The 2,344-nt window shown below is 40.7% G+C and carries 2 protein-coding genes; one reads left to right on the top strand and one right to left on the bottom strand.

The window, feature by feature from the left end:
* Positions 1-1,229: peptide chain release factor 3 (locus tag ACJMMI_RS06235; RefSeq protein ID WP_405354344.1), on the bottom strand; the 1,229-nt coding region annotated here is incomplete at its 3' end.
* Positions 1,230-1,516: 287 nt separating this feature from the next.
* Here ACJMMI_RS06235 and hemW point away from each other — a divergent pair.
* Positions 1,517-2,344: radical SAM family heme chaperone HemW (gene hemW / locus ACJMMI_RS06240; protein WP_405354345.1), on the top strand; the 828-nt coding region annotated here is incomplete at its 3' end.

Raw genomic sequence — 2,344 nt, forward strand, 5'->3', positions numbered from 1 at the left:
AACTGCTTACGCTTCATAGTATCTTTCTGACGGACAAGTGCGAAATGCTCAGGTGCAAAGGTTGGAATACCCTTAAACTGAATTTTCTTGCCGGGTGTGCAGATTGTGTCGCCTATTGAGAAAATGCCAGGGTCAAACACACCGATGATGTCGCCTGCGTATGCCTCCTCAACAATTTCACGCTCCTGTGCCATAATCTGCTGTGGCTGTGAAAGACGCATTTTTTTGTTGCCCTGCAGGTGATATACCTCCATATTTTTCTCAAACTTGCCACTGCAAATTCGCATAAATGCAACTCTGTCACGGTGTGCCTTGTTAATATTTGCATGAATTTTAAACACAAATGCCGAGAAGTAATCGGACATTGGCTCAACAACGCCCTCAACGGTTTCTCTTGCAAGCGGTGAAGTGGTAATTTTAAGGAACTGCTCAAGGAACGGCTCTACACCGAAGTTTGTAAGAGCAGAACCAAAGAATACAGGTGTAAGCTCACCCTTTCGCACTGCCTCAAGGTCGAAGTCGTCGCCTGCACCGTCAAGAAGCTCAATATCATCAAACAAATCCTGTCTGTGATACATTCCTATAACATCGTCAATGCTTGGGTCATCAAGAGAAATCTCGTTTTTCTCAACTTCTTTTTGACCGTTGTTTGCTGTGAATGCAAGAATTTTCTTTGAATTTCTGTCATACACACCCTTAAATTCCTTACCTGAGCCGATAGGCCAGTTTACAGGGCAGGTGTGAATACCGAGAACATTTTCAATATCCTCAAGCAAATCAAACGGATTTTTCGCATCTCTATCCATTTTATTGATAAAGGTAATAATCGGAATGTGACGCATTACGCAAACTTTAAAAAGCTTGATTGTCTGTCGCTCAACACCCTTTGAACCGTCAATTACCATTACCGCTGAGTCAGCCGCCATAAGTGTACGGTAGGTATCCTCTGAGAAGTCCTGATGTCCCGGTGTATCGAGAATGTTGATGCAGTAGCCGTTATACTTGAACTGCAAAACTGATGAGGTAACGGAAATACCACGCTGTTTCTCAATTTCCATCCAGTCGGAAACTGCGTGTTTTGCGGTACGCTTGCCCTTTACAGAGCCGGCAAGGTTGATTGCTCCGCCGTATAAAAGGAGCTTTTCTGTGAGTGTGGTTTTACCTGCGTCAGGGTGCGAAATAATCGCAAAGGTACGACGCTTGCTGATTTCTTCATTATATGAACTCATATTTTCAATCCTTTCGGAAGCATTAATACATACTTTTCTATAATACTATATTTTACTATTTTTTCTATAGGTATGTCAATAAAACAAGGGAAAATATTTGATTTACATCGATAAAAAATGTATTAAAAAATAAATTCCTACAAAAGCTTGACAAATTTGTAATTTTATTGTAATATATAGTTAATGAAGGTAATTCATTAATGTTGTTTTTTCCTATTTTTTCATATACCTTCCAAATCGGGGCAGAAGTTTTTACTTCTGCCTCAAATTCTTTTACGGTGATTATTATGAGCAATTCTATCGGACTTTATCTGCATATTCCCTTTTGCAAAAGCAAATGCCCCTACTGCGATTTTTACAGCACAAGGGCAGGCGAAAATGAATATGATGATTATGTTATTTCTTTAAAAGAAAAATTAAAATACTGGAGAACTCAGTTTGACGGTACGGTCAAGACTGTTTATATTGGCGGCGGAACTCCAAGTGTGCTGGGTGTGGAAAGGCTATGCGATATTCTCAACAGCGTCAAGTCTGACTTCACACTTGAAAGCGACGCTGAAATAACGGTTGAGGTAAACCCCGACAGCGGAAAAAAGCTTGACTTTTCGGCAATGAAAAATGCAGGCTTTAACCGTTTATCTATCGGTATGCAAAGTGCTGTGCCAAGTGAGCTTAAAAAGCTTGGCAGAATACACACCGCCGAGGACGCAAGGCACACTGTGGAACTTGCAAAAAGTGCGGGATTTACAAACATTTCACTCGACCTTATGACGGGTATTCCCTTGCAGACAAAGGAAAGTCTGAAAGAGTCGATAGACTTTTGTGCGAGCTGTGAAGTTACTCACATTTCATCTTATATATTAAAGATTGAAGAAAACACAAAGTTTGCTCAGATTGAGTCTAAACTTAATCTTCCGAGTGATGACGAGCAGGCTGAACTTTATTTATATACTGTAAAGCTGCTTGAGAAATACGGCTACCTGCAATATGAAATTTCTAATTTCGCAAAAAAAGGCTACGAAAGCCGACACAACTCAAGCTACTGGGAATGTGGCGAGTACCTCGGAATTGGCCCGTCCGCACATTCGTTTTTTAAGGGCAGGCGTTTTTTCTAT

The sequence above is a fragment of the Ruminococcus sp. genome (assembly GCF_045129435.1).
GTDB lineage: Bacteria > Bacillota > Clostridia > Oscillospirales > Acutalibacteraceae > Ruminococcoides.